Here is a 15,739-nt window from a genome sequence, read left to right on the forward strand (position 1 = left end):
TAGGAAGTTGCCGGTTCGCAAAAACGCTTATCATTTTGATAAGCGTTTTTGTATTATAAGGATCTGTGGCGATAACTCGGGGAAGGATGGATGCTGGCGCATCCTTTGAAAATATCCTGTATGTCGCAGACTAACTGCCTTGAGTTTGCTTAAAAGTATTTACATATTGCTCCCGTTAAGACGGATGACCTGTTCCCATATCGAACACAGTAGTTAAGCCCTTAAACGCCGAAAGTCAGCCGTCTTACAGCCAGAGACACCAATAATAGAGATTACATGAAATAGAAAGTAGAGTATCAGTGACACACAGGCTCTATTCAAAGACACGGAGTGTCCTCCATTGGCTGGAAACGGCCTGGGAGGATAGGAAGCTGCTGATTGTGAAAAGCACCTGCTACACTAGCAGGTGCTTTTGTATTGGTACATACATCTAACCGCTGTGGGAAGGAAGGATGCTGCCGCATCCTCTGAATTTGATCCTGTGTGTCGCAGACTATCCGTTTATAGTTTGTCTAGGAACATTGAGATAGTGATTCTCGTTAAGACGGATGACCTGTTCCCATACCGAACACAGTAGTTAAGCCCACAAACGCCGAAAGTCAGCCGTCTTGCGGCGAATAGAACATATTGTATAGATTACTGAAATAGAAAGCAGAGTATCGGCGACACACAGGCTCTATTCAAAGACACGCGTGTCTTCCATCGGCTGGAAACGGCCTGGAAGGATAGGAAGTTGCCGGTTCGCAAAAACGCTTATCATTTTGATAAGCGTTTTTTGTATTATAAAGGATTTGCGATGATAACTCGGAAGGATGGATGCTGGCGCATCCTTTGAAAATATCCTGTGTGTCGCAGACTATCTACCTATAGTTTATCTAGAAACATTGAGATAGTGATTCTCATTAAGAAGGATGACCGAACACCGTAGTTAAGCCCTTAGACGCCGAAAGTCAGCCCATTTTGTGGTGGTACAATTAGTTGAAAAACAAAAAAGGCTTCCGCTTAAGCTGTTAGAGCTAAACGAAGCCTTTTTTGTTATTAAAAACCATACCGGTTTATTTTACTTTGGAAAGAAAGTTCAGCACTTTGGCTCCCGTGTTGCGGACCCGGCGCAAGGGGGCAATACTGATTCTGACTTTTGGTTTCATGTCACTTTCCGAGCCAAAATCGCCTCGTTTAATATTAGTGGTTTTTGTTTTTTCCGGCTTTAGGAAACCCTTTAATATGGATACTGCTCTATCCGGACGGCTGTGGTCGCCACAGGTAAACACATCAACGGCGGCATACCCAAGTTCGGGGTATGTATGAATACTCATATGACTCTCAGCTAAAAGCGCCAATGCGGTTAGGCCTTGTGGCTCAAATTTATGATATGAAAAGTTGAGCAAAGTCATATTTGCTTCACTTACGGCAGTAAGCATGGCATTTTTTATAAATTCAAGATTGTCAAGGTTAGCAAAGCTGCAACCATACATATCAACAGTTAAATGCTTACCAATTACTTTCATCACACATCGCCCCTTTTCGTAGATTTTTGGCTGGAGGCGTATACTTTTCCGCAAAAAAGACTAAAATTCAGGACTTTTCCAATGAAAAGCGCGATTTTACCAAAGCATTAGCAGTATTACGCCATTTATTTTATCCATTATACAATTTTTCATTATAAATCGCCTGGACAGGATTGTAAAGAGGAAAATTTATAAACCGGGATAAAAATTTTTGCGTCAATTTGTCATTTTATTGATAGAATACTACAATAGTATTGCAGGAATATTACGGTTTATAGTAAAATCTTTTCCATAGCAGTATATTTTATTAAAGGAGAATTTCTATGAGTACAAAACTTACCGCGCTGTTAGATATTGAATATCCGATTATTCAAGGGGCCATGGCCTGGATTTCTGATGGAAAATTAGCGGCGGCGGTTTCGGACGCCGGCGGTGCCGGTATTATTGCTGCCGGCGGTCGAGATGCTTCCTGGGTAAGAGAAGAGATTCGGTTGGCTAAGAGTTTAACCAACAAGCCTTTTGGTGTTAATATTCAGCTAATGGCAATCAATAAGGATGAAATTGTCGATGTCGTTTGCGAAGAACAGGTAGCCTTTGTCACATTGGGGGCGGGGAATCCGATTCCGTACTTTGACAGATTACAGCAGGCCGGGGTCAAAAAGATTCCTGTTGTGCCGAATGCTAAGCTGGCTCGGCGGGTGGAAGATAGCGGAGCTGACGCGATAGTAATTGAAGGAATGGAGGCAGGGGGACACATTGGCGTGTTAACTACAATGGCCCTGATGACTCAGGTGATTCCTTTGGTTGACATTCCGGTTGTTGCGGCCGGTGGGTTTGCCGACGGTCGTGGTTTGGCGGCGGCGCTTATTATGGGAGCGGCTGGAATTCAAATGGGTACGCGTTTCCTGCTGGCCCAGGAATGTGGTGCTCATCCGAATTTTAAAGAGAAAATAATCAATGCTGCCGACACGGATACGGTAGTAACGGGCTTAACGAGCGGACATGCGGTCCGCGGCATTAAGAACCGGTTTACGGAAACATTCTTAGAACTGGAAGGTGCCTGCGCACCGGTGGCCGAATTGGACAAGCTGGCTACAGGGACAAGCCGCCTGGCGGCGGTTGACGGGGATGTAGTCAACGGGATGGTACAAGCCGGACAAAGCTTGCTGCCGTTAAAAAAGGTGGAGCCGGCCAGACAAATTATAGCGGATATTGTTAATCAAAGCCGTCTTTTACTTAACCAAGCGGCGATGATTCAAATATAAATTTAGGATAAGCTGAAAAGAGGGAGATTTTTATGAACAAAGTAAAGTTGGCGGAAGGCGTTTATTATGTTGGCGCCGTGGATTGGAATTTACGCGACTTCCACGGTTATAATACACCGGGAGGAGTAACTTACAATGCATACCTGATCGTAGACGAGAAAGTTTGCCTGATTGATAATGTTAAGGCTCCTTTTGCCGGTGAGCTCATTGAAAGGATCAGCGAGATTATTGATCCGGCCAAAATCGATTACGTGGTTACCAACCATGTTGAACCGGACCATTCCGGGTCGCTGCCGGTGATTATGGCTAAAGCGCCAAATGCGAAAGTCGTATTGACAGAGCAGGGGAAATCGGGCATTATGAAACATTACCAGACAAATTATGATTTCATGATTGTCAAGGAAGGGGATGTGCTGGCGCTGGGAAGGAATAAGCTGCACTTTCTGCCGCTGCCGATGGTGCACTGGCCGGATTCCATGGCTACCTATCTTGATGGAGAGCAAATTCTATTTTCCAATGATGCCTTTGGGCAGCATGTGTGTTCATCTATGAGGTTTGATGATGAAGTGGATATTGATCAAGTTATATATGAAGCGGCAAAATATTACGCCAACATCTTAATGCCCTTCGGCAAGCTGATAACGAAAGCATTGGGGAAAACCGGCCAATTGCCGGTCCGCATGATTGCCCCCAGTCATGGGGTGGTTTGGCGCAAATATATCCCGCAAATCTTAGCTAAGTATGAGGAATGGAGCAGCGGGCTCACTAAAGATAAAGTCATTATTGTCTATGATACAATGTGGGGAAGCACGGACCAGATGGCTCGCCGTATTCTCGACGGTGTGGCGGCTGCGGGGGTGACAGCCAAGCTCTATAAGATGTCCGTATCCACCCGCAGCGAAATCATTGCGGAGATCCTGGAGGCCAAAGCTATTCTTATCGGCTCTTCCACAATCAATAACGGAATGCTGCCTACAGTAGGCGGATTACTGCTTTATCTGAAGGGACTCCGGCCAATGAATAAATTAGGGGCTGGTTTTGGCGCTTATGGATGGGGCGGCGGTGCTCAGCAGAATATGGAAGAACTGCTAAAAGCAGCCGGGGTCGCTGTTCAACCGGGATTAGCTATTAAATGGGTTCCTGACGCAGCGGAATTAGACCGTTGTTTCCAGTTCGGCCTAGAGTTCGGCAAATCCGTGTTAGCTGCAAATAAGTAGGATAAAGGAGGGCTGTTAAGCCCTCCTTTACATACCTTATGCCGATTTGTGCAAAATATACGGTGTGACAAGTAACCCCAGTTTTACGTAACGGAGCCGGGAGCAGCGACAAGACGCAATTTATTAGGGGGACAAGCATGTATACATGGCATCATGGTCTCTGGATGTATTTTTTTTCCCGGCGGCATCCTGATGTTTGGCAATTTGTAGCCGGTTCCATGGCTCCTGATTATATATATGTAATCTTTGTGGCAATTATGCTGCTAAAAGGGCAAATTGCCTGGTATGAACTGCCAAAGCTGAATCCGACTGTGTTGATGTCCTTTTTACCCTTGTACCCATGGGTAGTAAAGGTTGACTTGATCGGACATTCCGTAGTGATCTGGTCAGTGGCGCTTATGTTGGCCCTGTTGCCGGGAATACGTAAAATGCAGGCTTTTGTAATTGGCTGGGGCAGTCATTTGCTGCTTGACGAATTGACCCACGCCGCTCATGCTAATTTCTTTCTTTATCCGTTATCGCTATTTTCAGTGCACAGTCCGGTATCTTACTGGGAACCTGGTTATTTCGCCAGGGAATTTAAGCTGGTAAACGGGATTTTATTAGGACTTGCACTTATATATCTGGCCGGGCACTGGTGGAAAAAAAGACGCCAATAAATAAAAAATAGAATAGGAAACGAGGAATTATTATGGAGAATCTGGCAAAATTGTTTATGCGTAAAGGAGCACAGTACCGGGTGGAAAGCGGTCATCCCTGGGTGTATCAGAGTGAAGTTGATTATATAGACGGAAATTTTGAACCCGGTGATATCATTGATGTATATAATTTTCGCCAAAAGTGGATTGGCCGGGGCTATATCAATCCCCGTTCCCAAATTATTGTACGGATTATGACGCGGGAACAGGAACCAATTGACCGGTCATTTTTTCAAAAGCGGATTGAGGCGGCGTGGAACTATCGGAAGCAATTTTTGCCGGAAGCGGAATACTGCCGGCTGGTATACGGCGAGGCCGATTTCCTGCCGGCTTTGATTGTGGATAAATTTGGTCCATACATGGTAATCCAAACCTTAGCTTTGGGAATTGACCGGTTTAAAGATACTATTGTCGGTGTTCTAGATGAGATGTTTCAACCGGCAGGTATTTTTGAGCGAAACGATGTTCCCGTACGAAAACTGGAGGGATTGGAACTGCGCAAGGGATATTTGAAAGGTCAATTCAACCCCCGCATTACCGTACTGGAAAACGGAATTCCCTTTTACGCCGATATTGAAAATGGACAAAAGACGGGATTCTTTTATGATCAGCGGGAAAATCGCGCCTTTTTAAAGCAGCTGGTTCCGGGCGCGGAAGTTTTGGACTGTTTTTGTCATACCGGTTCATTTACCGTACATTCAGCCATATATGGCGCCAAGCAAGTTACGGCAGTGGATATTTCGGCAGAGGCCATTGAATTAGCCAGGGAAAATGCCAGAAACAATAACGTGGAGGAGCAGTGCTCTTTTCAAGTGGCCAATGCTTTCGACTTCTTAAGAACCGCAACGGAGACCGGCCAGCAGTATGATGTGGTTATCCTTGACCCCCCAGCCTTTACGAAAAGCCGGGGAGCGCTGGAAGGAGCGGCCAGGGGTTATAAAGAAATTAATCTGCGGGGACTGAAACTCGTCCGTCCCGGGGGATATTTAGTGACTTGCTCCTGTTCCTATCATATGGACCGTAATTTGTTCAGCGCCATTGTAGTGGATGCCGCCCGGGATACCCGGAAAGTAATCCGGCAGGTGGAATATCGAACGCAGGCTAAAGACCATCCCATTTTACTCGCGGCTGCCGAAACGGAATATCTTAAATTCCTGGTTGTACAAGTTTGGTAGAAGGAACTGTCATGCCGAAAAACCGCGTTAAGCGGTTTTTTCTTTAGAGGAAAGGCATGGAAAACGCCGGAAATCGGATGAAATCAGCCGTGTTCTGGCAATAATAAAAATAAATGAGCTACAACTGGAAAATTCATTACTAAAGACGGATTGATAAAAGTCAAAAAGTCAAATACAATATAAACAAAAGGTCAAATAAAGTCAAAGAAAAAGAAGGTGAGTTGCGTGAGTAATCTTGCCGACGTGATTGAGCAGTGGATTTTGCGTAAATTATCGGATGAAAAAGACGACATTGTTATACTTCGCCGCAATGAAATGGCTGAAGAAATCGAGTGTGCGCCATCTCAGATCAGTTACGTGCTCAGCACCCGCTTTACCGTAGCCCGGGGATTTATTGTTGAATCGAGAAGGGGACTGGGTGGATTTGTGCGTATTGCCAGAATACCGGTCGAGAATATTGTATATGAAGATGCGGCCCGGCAAATTGATGCCGGCACGTCGATCCAGGAAGTCCGGGATATTGTGGCGCGGCTGAGCCGGCACAATTTGTTGACCGCCAGGGAGGCGGCTCTGATTCAACGGTTTACCGCCATGATTTTTGGGCGGGTTGAGCCTTTGGAGCGGGCGCAGATATTGAGAACCATCTTTTTCACTTTGTCGGAGTTTTCATGAGGAGGGGTTATCGTGCTGTGTGATGAGTGTAAAAAAAATCCGGCCTGCGTGCATGTTACTAAAATTACCAATAACCAGAAAGTGGAGCGGCATTTGTGCGAGCAATGTGCGCAGAGCCTTGGCGAGATGAAAGTGTCTCTAAATACCAGTTTTTCGGTGCATGATTTTTTGAAGGGTATGTTTAGTCATGATTTTATGGAAGGTAATCATTTTCATAATGAAGCGGCTTGTCCTAATTGCGGCATGACTTACACCGACTTCAGCCGCGGCGGCAAGATTGGCTGCGGCACCTGTTATCAGGTTTTTGCCGACCGGTTGGAGCCTTTAATCCGGCGCATTCACGGGACCTGCGGCCATACGGGAAAGGTTCCGAAACGGACCGGTGGGACTATTGAAGTGAAACAGCGTCTGAAACGGCTGCGGCAGGAATTAGAGCGTTACGTGGCTCATGAGCAATATGAACAGGCCGCTAAAGTCCGGGATGAGATCCGCAGCCTGGAAAAACAACTGGGCTGTTAGAAGGAGGGACGGGCAAATGTCATTGGAGAATCTATTGGATCAACCGTTAAATTCATGGATGGCCGGAGGCGGGGAAGAGGGCGATATTGTATTATCCAGCCGTATCCGGCTGGCCCGGAATATGGAGAGTACACCTTTTCCCAACCGGGCCAATCAGCTTCAGCTCCGGTCGGTGGTTGATGAATCACGGCTGACCCTGAACCGTTTAAATTCAATGGATAATCATAAATATCTGTTTATTGAACTGGAGAAACTGACCCCCTTGGAACGGAACGTACTGGTGGAAAAACATATCATCAGTCCGAATCATGCCCAGGAACCGGAGCAGCGGGCTTTGATTGCCAGAGATGACGCCACGGTGATTATCATGATTAATGAAGAAGACCATCTCCGGATTCAGTGTATGATGCCCGGGCTGAATCTGCTGGCTGCGGCTGAATTGGCCAGTCAGATTGACGATATACTGGAGGAGCGGTGTACGCTGGCGTTCACGGAACAAATGGGTTATCTTACATCCTGTCCGACTAATTTGGGAACCGGTCTTAGGGCATCGGTGATGGTACATTTGCCTGCTTTGGTTCTAACGCGGCAAATCAGCCGGATTGTAGGCGCGGCTACTCAACTGGGACTGGCGGTTCGTGGCTTATATGGCGAAGGAACGGAAGCCGTGGGAAATATTTTTCAGATTTCCAATCAATTAACACTTGGGTATAGTGAACAGGAAATTATCGCCAATCTCTCCAGTGTGGTGAAGCAAGTCGTCGACCAAGAGAGGGCGGCGCGTACCGCGTTAATGACTGATTCGAAAGATGCCTTATCCGACCGGGTATGGCGGGCGTTTGGTGTTTTGCGATATGCCCGCAGTATTTCCGGACAAGAGGCACTTTCCATGCTTAGTGAAGTTCGTCTGGGAATTGATTTGAAAATAATCGACGAAGTACCGGGCGTAGTTTTTAATGAATTATTGGTAATTACCCGTCCCAATTATCTCCAGAAAATGGCCGGACGGGAGGAACTTGAGCCGGGTCCGCGCGATAGGCTGCGGGCTCAGATTATCCGGGAAAAACTAAAAGGAGGGAAATCATCATGTTAGACCGTTTTACCGAACGGGCACGCAAAGTGTTGTTTTTGGCGCAGCAGGAAGCTATACGCTTAGGACATGATTATATTGGCACGGAACATTTGCTTTTAGGGCTGGTACATGAAGGGGATGGCGTAGCAGGAAAGGCATTGTTGTCACTGAATATCAATTTGGAAGTTGTCCGTGGACAAGTGGAAGGTATGATTGGACGCGGGGATGGTACCGGTCAGGAGATCGGCTATACGCCGCGAGCCAAAAAAGTAATTGAAATCGCTTTCCAGGAAGCGCAGCAACTGGGTCACAATTATATTGGCACCGAGCATTTATTGCTGGGACTGATCCGGGAAGGAGAAGGGGTTGCCGCCCAGGTACTTGCCAGTCTTGGTGCCAATCTCGAATTGGTTCGTCAGCGGGTGATTGAATTGCTGGGCGGATTTGCCATGTCGGGCCAGGCGCCGCAGCCTAAAGCGGCTCCGGGGCAGTCTCAACCGGCAAATACTCCTTCGCTGAACGAATTTGGCCGGGATTTAAACAAATTGGCTCAGGAAGGCAAGATTGACCCAGTCATTGGCCGTGATAACGAAATTGAACGGGTTATTCAAATTTTAAGCCGGCGGACTAAAAATAATCCGGTGCTGATTGGGGAACCGGGGGTTGGCAAAACCGCTATTGCCGAAGGGCTGGCCCAGCGCATTACCGAAGGGAAAGTGCCGGAAATATTGCGCAATAAGCGGGTTGTCTCCCTGAATATGGCTTCCATGGTGGCCGGTTCAAAATACCGGGGTGAGTTTGAAGACCGGCTGAAAAAAGTCATGGATGAAATTCGCCAGGCAGAAAATATCATTTTGTTCATTGACGAACTGCACACCTTAATCGGGGCCGGAGCCGCCGAGGGCGCCATTGACGCCGCCAACATTTTGAAACCGGCGCTGGCGCGGGGTGAACTTCAGGCAATTGGGGCGACAACGCTTAATGAATATAAGAAGCATATTGAAAAAGATGCGGCTTTGGAACGGCGTTTTCAGCCCATTATTGTGGGTGAGCCTACTGTAGAAGATGCGGTCCGAATTTTGCAGGGCGTCCGTGATAAATACGAAGCGTTTCACCGGGCTCAAATTACAGATGAAGCGATTGATGCCGCTGTAAAATTGTCCCACCGTTACATTTCCGACCGGTTTTTGCCGGATAAGGCCATCGACCTGATGGACGAGGCGGCATCCCGGGTGCGGCTGCAAGCCTTTTCCCTTCCTCCGGATGTCAAGGAGATTGAAAAAAAGTTGGAGAAAATACGGACCGAAAAAGAAGGGGCCATTGCCGCCCAGGAGTTTGAGGCAGCAGCCCGCTTGCGGGATGAAGAACAAAAAATCAGGCAGGAATTGGAAGAAAAGCAGAAAGCGTGGAAACAACAGGGCAGTGAGCGGATTGTAGTTACCGGCGACGATATTGCCCATGTAGTGGCCAGCTGGACCGGAATTCCGGTCAAAAAACTGGCGGAAGAAGAATCAGAACGGCTTCTTAACCTGGAAAATGTGTTGCACCAGCGGGTGATTGGCCAATCGGATGCCGTAAAAGCGGTAGCGCGGGCGGTACGTCGGGCCCGTTCCGGTTTAAAAGACCCGAAACGTCCGATTGGTTCCTTTATCTTTCTCGGTCCCACCGGGGTAGGAAAAACCGAACTGGCGCGGGCATTGGCGGAGGCTCTGTTCGGTGACGAGAATTTGATGATTCGCCTTGATATGTCGGAGTACATGGAAAAACACACCGTTTCCCGTTTGGTGGGAGCGCCTCCGGGGTATGTAGGCTACGAAGAAGGCGGCCAATTGACGGATGCTGTGCGGCGTAAGCCTTATTCGGTTATTTTATTGGATGAGATTGAGAAAGCACATTATGATGTGTTTAATATTCTGCTGCAGGTATTGGAGGATGGGCGCCTGACAGACAGCCAGGGGCGTACGGTAGATTTTAAAAATACCGTAATTATCATGACGTCCAATGTTGGGGCCAAACATTTGAAAAAAGACACTGCCGCCCTTGGGTTCCTGGCCGGCACGAAGGCCGAGAACGATACGGAAGCGGCCAAACAATTGGTTTTGGATGAAGTGAAACGGACCTTCCGTCCGGAATTCCTGAACCGGGTCGATGAAATTATTGTGTTCAATAGTTTAAGTGATACGGAATTGATTCAGATTGTAGATATTATGCTGAAAGATGTGACGAAACGGCTGCAGGAAAATGAGATAGCACTGGATGTGACCGGCAAAGCGAAAGCCGAACTCCTGAAAGAAGGCCGCAACTACGCGTATGGTGCCCGTCCGTTGCGCCGGGCCATTCAGAAGATGGTAGAAGATGAAATTGCCGAACTGATGTTACGGCGGGAAGTCAAAGCCGGTCAAACCGTTGTGGTTGACGCCGGTGAAAATGGCAAACTCACCTTTGCCGGACGCAGTTAAAAAGCAGGAAAATAATTTAAAAACAGCGAAAGCACTCAATAATTGACTATTGGGTGCTTTCGCTATTTGCAAAGATTGCTTGGGTTATCCAGGCAGGACCAAAAGATTATACCAGTAGAGAATAGAGTTAGGCCGGGTTTCCCGCGCCCTAAGCACTGCGCCACGGACTGAAAGACCGCTTGGCGGTTTTTCCACTTACTGGTGAAATGGAGAGAAGCTTGATGCTAAAACGGAAAACGGTCTATGTATGCCAGGAATGTGGTTATGATTCTTCCAAATGGCTGGGGCGCTGTCCGGGCTGCGGCGCCTGGAACACGTTAGTGGAAGAAGTGGTTTCCAGTGCAGGAACGAAAGCCGGTTTGACCCTGGGCTTATCGAATAATGAAAGACCGGTACCGATTGGGGACGTAACCGTGGAAGACCTGCCTCGCTTCCCAACCGGTTCAGGAGAACTGGACCGTGTTTTGGGCGGCGGTGTTATACCGGGGGCTATGGTCCTGGTTGTCGGCGACCCGGGGGTGGGTAAATCCAGCTTAACATTAAAGGTCTGCGCTTATGTGGCAAAGACGCATAATACTGTATTATATGTCACCGGTGAGGAAAGTACCCGCCAGGTTCGTTTACGGGCCAACCGGCTCGGTGCCATTGAAGACCATCTGTTTGTCCTTAGTGAAACAAATCTGGAAGTGATTGAACAGCAGGTCTTAAAACTCAAACCGTCTTTAGTAGTCATTGATTCGATCCAGACCGTATATCGCCCGGATATCCAAAGCGCTCCGGGAAGCATTAGTCAGGTAAGAGAAAGCGCGGTGCATTTATTGCGGCTGGCCAAAACACACGCCATCGCCACGCTGATTATTGGTCATGTCCTGAAGGACGGGACTTTGGCCGGTCCCCGGGCGCTGGAACATATTGTTGACACGGTTTTGTATTTTGAAGGGGACCGTAATGCCCAGTTCCGGGTGCTCCGGGCCGTAAAAAACAGGTTTGGCAGTACTAATGAAATTGGCTTGTTTGAGATGCGCCAGGAAGGACTGGTTGACGTACCGGACGCGTCAAAACTATTTTTGTCCGAGCGCCCTCTCGATGTGCCGGGAAGTATTGTGGTGCCGACAATGGAAGGAACCAGACCGCTGCTGGTGGAAATCCAGGCTTTAGTCAGCTCTTCCCCATATATGCCGCCGCGCCGGACATCGGATAGCGTGGATGTGAAACGTATCCAACTGCTGCTTGCCGTTCTGGAAAAACGGGTTGGAGTTCTTTTGGGAAATTGTGACGTTTTTGTTAAAGTGGCGGGGGGAATCAAAGTAGATGAGCCGGCGGTTGATTTGGGACTGACTATTGCGTTGGTATCGAGCTACCGAAATTGCAATACTGCGGCAATTACGGCCGCATTTGGCGAAGTCGGCCTGGCGGGAGAAATCCGTGCCGTTACCCAAGTAGAATCACGGGTACGGGAAGCGGAAAAAATGGGCTTTCACCGGATTATCCTGCCACGCAGTAATTTGAAAAATATAGCGATTTCAACCGAAGTGGAACTTATTGGCGTGGAAACAGTGGCGGAGGGATTGGAAGCGGCTTTGCAATAAGTGCTATTTCTTATATTGTTCCAGATTAACATCTCTTACAAACCGGGCGTAAGCCCGGTTTTCTTCTATTTTTACAATTTCATATAACTTGTTGTCTTCACTTAATACTTGGTCGCCGACACTGACAACGAGCGGCACATACATAAGATGATTTCCCGTTGCCTCGTCGAGAATAAGGTAATAATCATAAACGGGCTGAGGAGGTTGTTCCGGTTTTTGCTGGACCTGTAAAAAGTGTAACGGCAAGAGATACATAGTCCCGGCCAGGACGATAATGCACAAGAGCAATATACCTGCCAGGAAAAATGCCCGACGCTTAGTAATCATGCCTTTCCCTACTTTCTTTTTCTGCGGGGACCCAAAAAATTGGTAAATTCCCATTTGCGGAAACGGTTTAGCTTTTGTTTGGCTTCCCGCCAACTGCCGGTGCTAAGGTAAAGATAAAGGATACTGCCGAGGAAGAGCACACCAAGGATTGCCAATATATCATAATAAGGAGCAACGGCTGGAGAAGCCGGTGAGAGCGGAGCAGCGGGAGAGGCTGTTCCGGACGAAGGGTCCGGCGGCATGCCGGGCTTTGCCGGCGGAGATGCAGGGTCGGCTGTACGTCCATAGGAAGGCGGCACAATGAAAGAAGGAACAACATCGGCAAACAAGGCGGCACTGTGTTCGGCTGCAGCCAGCGTATTGTATTGTGTACCGATTTCAAGCAGCATGGCCCGGGGACTCAAGTCTTCGTTATAATTCCCGTGAGCCATGAAAATGCCGCGAATGAGTCCCGGATATTTACTATCAGCAGCTCCCTTAATTGCTTTGGCATAATCTAACGTAATATTCCGGTTGGGATTTTGTCGTCCGACTACCAGCAATATTTTGGTAGCCTCTTGGCCGTTAATTGTTGTACGGTAATCATTTGCCGGCGCACTGTCACGGTGGACATCGAACAAGGCGGCGGGCTGATTCTTTAGCAATTTGATAAAAGTCCGGCGGGAACGTTGGTAGGCGTTGGCATCATGGGGATCGTGCAGGGTTTTGTCGTGATCGACCCGATAGCCGATTTCCGACAGGCGTTGGGCAAAGGCATCACCGACCCGCATGATACTCCCATTGCCGGGGATGGTTGCCCGGCCGTCATTGGGAATAAAGGATTCGTCGTCATGGGTGTGGTAAATGGCAATTAGCGGTGGAGTTACATTGGTATTTCCTTGGGCCGGCAATGTTTGATCAGAGGAACTAAATATGTTTTTTTGCACTAAACGTGCTGTGCCTAAAGCGCCGTCAATAGTTGTAATTTCAAACAAATCATTAGCCTGATTGATATATTCATCACCGGGATAGACCGGTAGACCGGTTGTAAAAACCGTAGCTCCCTTATTATCCAAAACGGTTATATAGCCGGAGTTGATTTCGCCTGTGTCAAATACAGCAGCTGCCGTTACGGCAGGAGATATACAGAGGAGAAAGAACAGCGCCGTTAGTGCCGTTAAAAACTGGAACATGTTTGCACCTCATTAGCGTATTTTCTGTTAGCTTTTCCTCATAATGTATTCTTTATGTGGTGTTACCGGACGGAACAATTTTATGTTGCTTTTGAGAAATTTGACCTGCCATAATGAAGACTGTAGATAAAATGGGCATTTCCGCAAAAATTATTCAATGTTGTGATTGACAACATTGACCAATACATGCTAAAATATAAAATTTTGACAAAAATGAGCGGAAATGGTATACTATAAATTACAGTGGGGGTGTGTTTATGCTCGCTATAGGTGACAAAGTAGTATATCCCATGCATGGTGCCGGAGTCATTGAGGCCATTGAGGAGCATGAAGTATTGGGAGAGTGTCAGCTCTATTATATTTTAACCATGCCCTATGGGGGAATGAAGGTTATGATTCCGCTTAAAAATGTGGAAAGTGTGGGTTTGCGGGAAGTAATTGATGAGCCGGAAGTATATAAGGTGATTGATGTTCTGCAGGGAACTCCGGTTGCGGTTCACTCCAGCTGGAATCGCCGTTTTAACGTCAATTTATCTAAGATAAAGAGTGGCAGTATTTACGAAGTGGCGGAGGTAGTGCGGAACTTAATGGTTCAGGACCAAGCCAAAAAATTATCAACCGGCGAGCGCCGGCTTCTGGATACAGCTAAACAAATTCTTATCAGTGAATTGGTACTGGCTTGCGATAAAGATATACAGAGTGTAGAAAAATGGATAGATGGCCTATTTCGGGAAAATACGCCAGGTGACTGACGTATTTTTTTTTGTTGAAGCGGGAATACTAATCATGGATTTCCACATAATGGATAATGATAGGCAGGGATGCTCTTGTTTGTAGTGAAAAAATCTTATATAATTAAGAGATAGTGAGGAGGTGAGATGTTGCTGGATAAAACATTACGGTTTGTTATAACGGTGCTGGCAGCGATTGGCGGATTAATGATGACCGACCGGATTATCCCCTTATTGCCGCCGCCGATTACAACTGAATTTATGCACACCGGTGTGTTTGGAATTACGCTGGCCACCATACTATCCTTTGTACTTGGCGGTGTGGTTGGAGCAATTTTAGGATATTTGGCGGCGCCATTTTTCATCAAGTATCTATGGCAGCTTACCTATTGGGGTGAAGCAAAGCTGAATAGAATGCCTGTGTATGATGTTCTGGCCGGCGCGCTGGGATTGGCTGTTGGACTAATAATTTCTAATTTATTGGGTTCTGCTTTTTTGCCGGTGCCGATTATTGGTAAATATATTCCCGGGGTCTTGAGTATTGTTCTAGGATATTTAGGAATCAATGTCTCGATTCGAAAACGGGATGAACTGTTTAGTTTATTCACCAATATTCCCTGGGTGAATAAAGAACGGCCCAAAGGAAAAAGCGTCGATATGTCGCAGTATAAAATCCTGGATACGAGCGTAATTATTGACGGCCGGATTGCTGATATCTGTCAAAGCGGTTTTATTGAAGGAACGCTGTTGATTCCGGTTTTTGTCCTGGAGGAATTACAGCATATTGCCGACTCTTCCGACCTGTTAAAACGGAATCGCGGCCGGCGGGGACTCGATATATTAAATCGTATCCAGAAGGAAATGAGCCTGTATGTCCAGATAGATAACCGCGATTTTGAGGATACTACGGAAGTGGATGCCAAGCTCATCAAACTGGGGCAGTTGGTAAAAGGAAAAATTATTACTAATGACTATAACTTGAACAAAGTATCCGAACTGCAAGGTGTTCCGGTTTTGAATATCAATGAGTTATCCAACGCGGTCAAGCCAGTGGTATTACCCGGGGAAGAAATGACGGTACATGTAGTGAAGGATGGTAAAGAATTCGGTCAGGGAGTTGCGTACCTGGATGACGGAACAATGATTGTTGTGGACGGTGGTAAGCGGCATATCGGCGAAACGGTGGGCGTGCTGGTTACCTCTGTTTTACAAACGGCTGCCGGCAGAATGATTTTTGCCAAACCCAAAACAATGTAATTATCTTATTTTTTGTTCATTTTGCCTTTAAGTTTACAATGATAAACTTAAAGGCAATTGTTATTATCGCTACAATAT

14 protein-coding genes are annotated in these 15,739 nt (G+C 47.1%); 11 read left to right on the top strand and 3 right to left on the bottom strand.

The window, feature by feature from the left end; translation table 11 throughout:
• Window positions 1–1,055: 1,055 nt before the first annotated feature.
• On the bottom strand, window positions 1,056–1,508 hold the full coding sequence (gene speD / locus LUCIF_RS18600; RefSeq protein ID WP_122629351.1) for an adenosylmethionine decarboxylase: 453 nt from the start codon (window positions 1,506–1,508) through the stop codon (window positions 1,056–1,058).
• Window positions 1,509–1,831: 323 nt separating this feature from the next.
• Here speD and LUCIF_RS18605 point away from each other — a divergent pair, with 323 nt between their 5' ends.
• The 9 genes from LUCIF_RS18605 to radA all read left to right on the top strand — a co-directional run bounded on the left by LUCIF_RS18605 (window position 1,832) and on the right by radA (window position 12,174).
• Window positions 1,832–2,773, top strand: a complete 942-nt coding sequence (locus LUCIF_RS18605; protein ID WP_122629352.1) for a nitronate monooxygenase — start codon at window positions 1,832–1,834, stop codon at window positions 2,771–2,773.
• Window positions 2,774–2,805: 32 nt separating this feature from the next.
• Window positions 2,806–3,990, top strand: a complete 1,185-nt coding sequence (locus LUCIF_RS18610; protein ID WP_122629353.1) for an FprA family A-type flavoprotein — start codon at window positions 2,806–2,808, stop codon at window positions 3,988–3,990.
• A gap of 137 nt (window positions 3,991–4,127) precedes the next feature.
• Window positions 4,128–4,649: a zinc dependent phospholipase C family protein gene (locus tag LUCIF_RS18615; protein WP_122629354.1), complete on the top strand. Its 522-nt coding sequence runs from the start codon at window positions 4,128–4,130 to the stop codon at window positions 4,647–4,649.
• A gap of 32 nt (window positions 4,650–4,681) precedes the next feature.
• Entirely contained in the window at window positions 4,682–5,863 is a 1,182-nt protein-coding gene (locus tag LUCIF_RS18620; protein WP_207858042.1) for a class I SAM-dependent rRNA methyltransferase, read from the top strand.
• A 225-nt stretch (window positions 5,864–6,088) separates the two neighbouring features.
• Window positions 6,089–6,535 carry a CtsR family transcriptional regulator gene (locus tag LUCIF_RS18625; RefSeq protein WP_122629355.1) on the top strand — a complete coding sequence of 149 codons (447 nt, stop codon included), beginning with the start codon at window positions 6,089–6,091 and terminating at the stop codon, window positions 6,533–6,535.
• A 12-nt stretch (window positions 6,536–6,547) separates the two neighbouring features.
• A complete protein-coding gene (locus LUCIF_RS18630; protein WP_122629356.1) occupies window positions 6,548–7,054 on the top strand; it encodes a UvrB/UvrC motif-containing protein in 507 nt (168 codons plus the stop codon).
• Window positions 7,055–7,070: 16 nt separating this feature from the next.
• On the top strand, window positions 7,071–8,147 hold the full coding sequence (locus LUCIF_RS18635) for a protein arginine kinase (RefSeq protein ID WP_122629357.1): 1,077 nt from the start codon (window positions 7,071–7,073) through the stop codon (window positions 8,145–8,147).
• Complete coding sequence (locus tag LUCIF_RS18640; RefSeq protein ID WP_122629358.1) at window positions 8,141–10,585, top strand: ATP-dependent Clp protease ATP-binding subunit; 2,445 nt, start codon at window positions 8,141–8,143, stop codon at window positions 10,583–10,585. The genes LUCIF_RS18635 and LUCIF_RS18640 overlap by 7 nt, the downstream gene beginning before the upstream one ends.
• Before the next feature lie 221 nt (window positions 10,586–10,806).
• Window positions 10,807–12,174: a DNA repair protein RadA gene (gene radA, locus LUCIF_RS18645; RefSeq protein ID WP_165866067.1), complete on the top strand. Its 1,368-nt coding sequence runs from the start codon at window positions 10,807–10,809 to the stop codon at window positions 12,172–12,174.
• 3 nt (window positions 12,175–12,177) lie between these two features.
• Here the strand turns inward: radA and LUCIF_RS18650 are convergent, their stop codons facing one another.
• Window positions 12,178–12,501 (bottom strand): stage II sporulation protein P, encoded by a 324-nt coding sequence (locus LUCIF_RS18650; RefSeq protein WP_122629360.1) that lies wholly within the window; start codon window positions 12,499–12,501, stop codon window positions 12,178–12,180.
• 8 nt (window positions 12,502–12,509) lie between these two features.
• A complete protein-coding gene (gene spoIIP / locus LUCIF_RS18655) occupies window positions 12,510–13,673 on the bottom strand; it encodes a stage II sporulation protein P (protein ID WP_122629361.1) in 1,164 nt (387 codons plus the stop codon).
• A gap of 257 nt (window positions 13,674–13,930) precedes the next feature.
• Between spoIIP and LUCIF_RS18660 the strand changes: the two genes are divergently transcribed.
• Together LUCIF_RS18660 and LUCIF_RS18665 are read left to right on the top strand one after the other, a co-directional pair.
• A complete protein-coding gene (locus LUCIF_RS18660; RefSeq protein WP_122629362.1) occupies window positions 13,931–14,425 on the top strand; it encodes a CarD family transcriptional regulator in 495 nt (164 codons plus the stop codon).
• A gap of 126 nt (window positions 14,426–14,551) precedes the next feature.
• Window positions 14,552–15,661: a PIN/TRAM domain-containing protein gene (locus tag LUCIF_RS18665; protein ID WP_165866068.1), complete on the top strand. Its 1,110-nt coding sequence runs from the start codon at window positions 14,552–14,554 to the stop codon at window positions 15,659–15,661.
• The last annotated feature ends 78 nt before the right edge of the window (window positions 15,662–15,739 follow it).

Origin of the sequence: Allolucifera butyrica, from assembly GCF_900476375.1 — a bacterium.
Taxonomy (GTDB): Bacteria; Bacillota; Negativicutes; order Sporomusales; family UPPP01; genus Lucifera; species Lucifera butyrica.